This window comes from Motiliproteus sp. SC1-56, from assembly GCF_017309075.1.
In the GTDB taxonomy this organism is placed as follows: domain Bacteria; phylum Pseudomonadota; class Gammaproteobacteria; order Pseudomonadales; family Balneatricaceae; genus Motiliproteus.
Genome location: NZ_JAEMGS010000012.1, coordinates 134,802 through 140,871, shown reverse-complemented (window position 1 = coordinate 140,871; position 6,070 = coordinate 134,802). Strand labels below are relative to the sequence as shown.

Sequence of the window (6,070 nt, the reverse complement as noted above, 5' to 3'; positions counted from 1 at the left end):
TCAAACTCTTCAGTTTAAATTTGTCGCCACTCGAAAGTGACTAAAATCTAGCTCAAAGCAAAAACTGGAATACTTAACTGTTCGTAAGTACGAATAGTTCTATGAATTCACGAGTCACTTGCTTCGACAAGTCTTTACAACCTACCCCGGCAAGCGCCCACACGAATTGCATGGTCGATTTGTTAAAGAGCGTTCCGCTTTCCTCAAGCGGGGCCGAGATTTTATCTCAACCGATTTCGAAGTCAACTTGTTTTGCAGAGAAATTTGTTTGAAAACTTGTCTGCCGGCTGGCTTCGTGTGCCGCCTCAGCGACAACGTGGGGGCGTATTCTACAGCCCCGTTTGCTGCCGTCAACGACCTTTGTTAAAAATTTTTAACTACCGCTGAGAAAGCCCGCACACCACCTTCAAAGTATAGCGCGGGCAGCGGCCTCAGAGCGTAAAGATATGGTGTTTTTTCTTACCGAGCTTAACCAGGAAGAACTTGTCAAAACGTGCTTTCTGCGGTGCGAACACCTCGACAGTCTGCATGTTCTGGTCAATCCCGGCCGGCTGGCCGTTGATAACAACCGCATTGCGCCCCAAGGCATCCTTGGCCTCGCGCCCGGCCTTAACCAGGCCGCTTTCGGTAAACAGCGTAGTGAGCGGGGTTTCGCTTAACTCGCTCAGATTAAGCCGAGTTGACGGCAGTCCATCCAGGCAGAGCTGCTGGTAGTCACCCTCACTCAGCGCGGTGGTATCACCACTGAACAACGCCTCGGTGATGCGCTCGGCAGCCAAGAGACCCTCTTCACCGTGGACCAAGCGGGTCGCTTCCCGGGCCAATACCCGCTGCCCCTCAGGGCGACCGGCACGCTCAGCGTCCTCGCGCTCAATGGCGTCAATCTCCTCGACTGAGAGGAAGGTGAAGTAGCGCAAGAAGCGATACACATCGGCATCCGGGGTCTGCAACCAGAACTGGTAAAAGGCGTAAGGGGAGGTCTTCTTGGGGTCCAGCCAGATCGCTCCGCCCTCTGTTTTACCGAACTTGGTACCGTCCGACTTAGTGATCAGCGGCAGAGTGATGGCATGCACATGGGCACCGTTCATGCGCCGGGTCAGGTCGATACCGCCGGTAATGTTACCCCACTGGTCACTGCCGCCGATTTGCAGCGCACAGCCATACAGCCGGTTGAGCTGCTGATAGTCGTAGGACTGCAGGATCTGGTAGGTAAACTCAGTAAATGAAATGCCGGCCCCTTCGCGATCAATCCGCTGCTTGACCGACTCCTTGGCAATCATCTTGTTCACCGTAAAGTGCTTGCCAACATCCCGCAGGAAGCTCAGCACATCGACCCCGGAGGTCCACTCATAATTATTCGCGAGAATGGCGCCATCCTCACCCCCGAATTCGATAAAGCGGCTGATCTGGTTCTTCAGGCACTCGCTCCACTGCGAAACCACCTCGGCAGAGTTGAGCTGGCGCTCCTGGTCCTTGAAACTGGGGTCACCGATAAGCCCGGTAGCCCCGCCCACCAGTGCGATCGGACGGTGTCCGGCATCCTGGAAGCGTTTCAACATCAAGAGTGGGACCAAGTGGCCGAGATGAAGACTGTCGGCGGTAGGATCGAAACCGCAATACAAGGTAACCGGCGCCGCGGAAAGCAGCTCGCTGAGTTCTTCTTCATTGGTGGTCTGCGCGATCAGGCCGCGCGCTTGCAGATCCTGGAGAAGCGGGTTCATCGCCGTCATCAGTTGTTACCTTACACTGGGGTAGCGGAAAAAGAGGCCGGGTATTCTAACGAGAGCTCGGTTTTTAAACAAATAGCGACCTGCGTCATAGATGGCCGGTTGCTATTTCCTTATAATCGCCACCGATTGTCTAATTTTTAAACGGGTTGAAAGTTGTGAACGTCATCGAGTTATCCAAACGACTACCCCGCGTCCACCTCATTGCAGCCGGCACCGGCGCCCTCGCGCTGGGGGTCGCCCTGCTGATGCCGTCCCAGGAAGTGGCGGCAAACAAGTCCCAAGTTACCCTGGAGCTAAAAGCGCCTGAGGGCTCAGCGCCGCAGCTACCCTTGCAGCCCTCTCCCGCCTCAACGGGCGAGACAGTACCTGCTGCTGCCGGTTCGTTCGCCTCCCTGACCCCCGCTTTGCCGGAGGATAGCGTGGTCACTCCCGAGGCCCACACACCGGTGACCGCCACAGTTGAGGCCACCCCGGAGCCCGCGAAAGAAGAGTGGCTGCGAATCGAAGTCCGAGCCGGGGACAACCTGACCACCCTGTTCAAGAAAGCAGGACTGGGGGCCAATGAACTCTACCCCATGCTTAACAGCATCGAGTCCCCCAAGGCCTTGGGGCGGCTGAAGCCCGGCGAGTTCCTCGATTTTGTCATCGAAGAGGGCGAGCTGCGCAAATTGCGTCATGAGAAATCCCCCCTGGTCAGCACCCTGGTCACCAAGGAAGACGGCAAGTACCGGCTGGAAGAGGTCGAGCGCCAGCCCGAGGCCCGCGCCATTTACCGCAGCGGCACCATCGAGAGCTCCCTTTTCCTGGCGGGCGAGGAGGCGGGCCTGAGCCAGGGCAAGATCATGGAACTTGCCACCCTGTTCGGCTGGGACGTGGATTTCGCCCTCGACATCCGCAAGGGAGACAGTTTCGCGTTGATTTACGAGGAGCTTTTCCTCGACGGTAAGAAGATCGGCGACGGCGAAATCCTCGCAGCGGAGTTCACCAACCAAGGCAAACGCTTCCGGACCATTCGCTACACCGACAGCAACGGCCGCAGCGACTACTACACGCCCGAGGGCGACAGCATGCGCAAGGCCTTCCTGCGTACGCCTGTCGACTTCGCACGCGTCAGCTCCCGCTTCAACCCCAACCGCCTGCACCCCATCCATGGTACCCGGCGACCCCATCGCGGCGTTGACTATGCCGCCGCCACAGGAACGCCGATCAAGAGTGCCGGGGACGGCAAGGTCATCCACGCCGGTCGCAAGGGCGGTTACGGCAAGACCGTGGTTATTCAGCACGGCCAGGCTTACAGCACCCTTTACGCGCACATGAGCCGCATCAAGCCGGGTCTGCGCCGCGGCAGCCGCGTCAGGCAGGGACAGCTGATCGGTTACGTGGGCAGCACCGGCAACTCCACCGGCCCTCACCTACACTACGAGTTCCGGGTCAACGGTGTACACCGCAACCCGCTCACGGTTGACCTGCCCAAGGCGGCCCCGCTCCCCAAGAAAGAGCGTGCCAACTTCGAACCTCTCGCCCGGGATCTGCTGGCGCAGCTGGAAACCCAGGCGCAGACGCAACTGGCTTCACAATGAGATGAGTTCCAGCCTCTATATCGGCCTGATGTCGGGAACCAGTCTGGACGGTATCGATGCCGCCCTGGTCGATGTCGGGCCGAATCCGCCGGAACTGCTCGCCCACATCCATCAACCGCTGCCCCCCGCACTCAAGCAGTCGTTGCTGGAGCTGACCCAACCCAGCGGCGACGGCGAAATTGACCGGCTCGGCGCCGCTGATGTCGAATTTTCCAGGGTCCAGGCGCACGCGGTGAAAAACCTGCTTGAAAAGAGCGGACTGCGTGCCGATCATGTTGCCGCCATCGGCAGCCACGGGCAAACGATCCGCCACCGCCCCGACGCCCCCGCCCCCTTCACCCTCCAGATAGGTGATCCCAATACGCTGGCCGAGCAGACCACCCTCACGGTGGTGTGCGACTTCCGCCGCCGCGATATGGCCGCCGGCGGCCAGGGTGCCCCCCTGGTGCCCGCCTTTCACGCCCACTGCTGCCGCTCCGAGCAATTCGACCGGGTAATCGTCAATATCGGCGGCATGGCCAACCTGACCGCCCTGCCCCGCCATCCCGGGGCGGAACTGCTGGGTTTCGACACCGGGCCCGGCAACGTGTTGATGGATGCCTGGGCTCAACGGCATCTCAACCAACCCTATGACCGGGACGGACAGTGGGCCTGCCAGGGCGAAGCCATCCCTGCACTGCTGGAGACCTTGCTTGAAGACCCCTTCTTCGCCCAACCTCCACCCAAGAGCACCGGGCGGGAACGCTTTCACCTGGGTTGGCTGGAGCGCCACCTGGCAGGCTTTCCAGAGCTTGACCCGGTGCATGTTCAGGCCACGCTGCTGCAGCTCACAGCTTGTTCAATCAGCCAAGCAATCAGGGAGCTGCCACTGCAATGCCCGGACATCTACCTGTGCGGCGGCGGTGCTCACAACAGGGCGCTGGTGAAACAGATCGCCCAGCAGCTGCCCGGCTGCCAGGTCGAACTCACCTCGGCACTGGGGCTGGATGTCGACTGGATGGAAGCCATGGCATTTGCCTGGCTGGCGATGCGCCGACTGGAAGAAAAGCCCGGCAATCTTCCCGGCGCCACCGGCGCACGGGGCGAGCGCATTCTGGGAGGCGTTTACTGCGCTTGATTCGAGCAACTGTGATTTCGAGGCACAAAAAAAGCCGCGGCAATGCCGCGGCTTTTTTGTCCGGACAGGTTTATCCGGTGACGCGCCCGACTCAGACGGAGAAGGAAGAGCCGCACCCGCAGGTGGTGGTAGCGTTGGGGTTCTTGATCACAAACTGCGAACCCTGCAGCCCCTCTTTATAATCCACTTCCGCGCCTGCCAGATACTGGAAGCTCATCGGATCGACCACCAGGGTGACACCGCCGTTGACCACCGTGGTGTCGTCTTCCGCGGCGTTCTCATCAAAGGTGAAGCCATAGGAAAACCCGGAGCACCCTCCCCCGGTCACGAAAACACGGAGCTTGAGGTTATCGTTCTCCTCTTCCTCGATCAGGCTCTTCACCTTGGCAGCCGCCGAGTCGGTAAAAACGAGCGGGCTGGCGGTTTGTTCTACCACCGCATTCATGAAACCTCCAGATGCATGCCAATACAATTGGCTGACATTATGCTATTACCCAACCATTTTAATCAAGTATTGGTCGGGGTATTTTTACTTTCCCAGGGCACCATCGCCCCGCTCAAAACGACTCAGGGCATCAGCCCGACCACCTCAAGACCGCAATCTTCTTCCAGACCGAACATGATATTCATATTCTGTATGGCTTGACCGGCAGCGCCTTTCACCAAGTTGTCGATCACCGACAACACCACCACGGTATCGTCATTCTGGGGGCGGTGAACCGCAATGCGGCATTGATTGCCGCCTTTCACGCTGCGTGTCTCGGGCATACTGCCGGCCGGCATCACATCCACAAAAGGCTCGTTGGCGTATCGAGTCTCAAACACCCCCTGCAGGTCATCGTGAGGATCGTTGAGAACCCCGTAGAGCGTCGCGTGAATCCCGCGAATCATGGGCACCAAGTGCGGAATAAAGGTCAACCCCACGGGGTAGCCGGAGATCTCGGAAAGCCCTTGCTTGATTTCGGGCAGATGGCGATGCCCCGCGACGCCGTAGGCTTTGAAGTTCTCACCGGCTTCGCACAGCAGGGTTCCCACATTGGCCCCCCGCCCCGCCCCGCTGGCGCCGGACTTACAGTCAGCAATCAGGCGGCGCCGGTTGATCAACCCCTTTTCCAGCAACGGCAGGTAGCCCAGCAAGGTCGCAGTGGGATAACAGCCGGGGTTAGCCACCAGCCGCGCCTTGGCGATGGCGCTGCGATTCATTTCCGGCAGTCCATAGACCGCCTCTTCCACTAGGTCGGCACAGGCGTGCTCCATGCCATACCATTGCGACCAGGTGTCGATGTCCTTGATTCGAAAATCCGCCGCCAGGTCGATGGCGCGCACACCCCGCTCAAGCAGCTCACGCATCTGTTTCATCGCCACGCCATTGGGGGTGGCAAAAAAGACCAGATCGCAGGCGCTCAGGGATTCCAGAGTCGGCTCACTGAAGGCTAGGTCGTAATACCCGCGCAGGTTGGGGTAAATGTCCGCGACCTTCATCCCGGCTTCGGTACGGGAGGTGATGACGCTGACCTCGACCTGCGGATGCCGGGCCAGCAGCCGCAACAGTTCTACCCCGGTGTACCCGGTCCCGCCGACAATACCTACCTTAATCACGTCCACCTCTAACTACCATCTGTAAAGCCCTTATAATAAGATGC

General features: G+C 59.3%; 5 protein-coding genes. 2 read left to right on the top strand and 3 right to left on the bottom strand.

Going from position 1 to position 6,070, the window contains the following annotated elements; translation table 11 throughout:
- Positions 1 to 431 precede the first annotated feature (431 nt).
- A complete protein-coding gene (gene tyrS / locus JGZ97_RS14115; protein ID WP_207063290.1) occupies positions 432 to 1,730 on the bottom strand; it encodes a tyrosine--tRNA ligase in 1,299 nt (432 codons plus the stop codon).
- Between the two features lie 155 nt (positions 1,731 to 1,885).
- On the opposite strand from tyrS, the gene JGZ97_RS14110 reads away from it, so the two are divergent.
- Complete coding sequence (locus tag JGZ97_RS14110; protein ID WP_370584072.1) at positions 1,886 to 3,310, top strand: OapA family protein; 1,425 nt, start codon at positions 1,886 to 1,888, stop codon at positions 3,308 to 3,310.
- 1 nt (position 3,311) lies between these two features.
- Positions 3,312 to 4,427, top strand: a complete 1,116-nt coding sequence (locus tag JGZ97_RS14105) for an anhydro-N-acetylmuramic acid kinase (RefSeq protein ID WP_207063288.1) — start codon at positions 3,312 to 3,314, stop codon at positions 4,425 to 4,427.
- A 91-nt stretch (positions 4,428 to 4,518) separates the two neighbouring features.
- Here the strand turns inward: JGZ97_RS14105 and erpA are convergent, their stop codons facing one another.
- Entirely contained in the window at positions 4,519 to 4,872 is a 354-nt protein-coding gene (gene erpA, locus JGZ97_RS14100; RefSeq protein WP_207063287.1) for an iron-sulfur cluster insertion protein ErpA, read from the bottom strand.
- Positions 4,873 to 4,994: 122 nt separating this feature from the next.
- Positions 4,995 to 6,026 carry an N-acetyl-gamma-glutamyl-phosphate reductase gene (gene argC, locus JGZ97_RS14095; RefSeq protein ID WP_207063296.1) on the bottom strand — a complete coding sequence of 344 codons (1,032 nt, stop codon included), beginning with the start codon at positions 6,024 to 6,026 and terminating at the stop codon, positions 4,995 to 4,997.
- Positions 6,027 to 6,070: the final 44 nt, after the last annotated feature.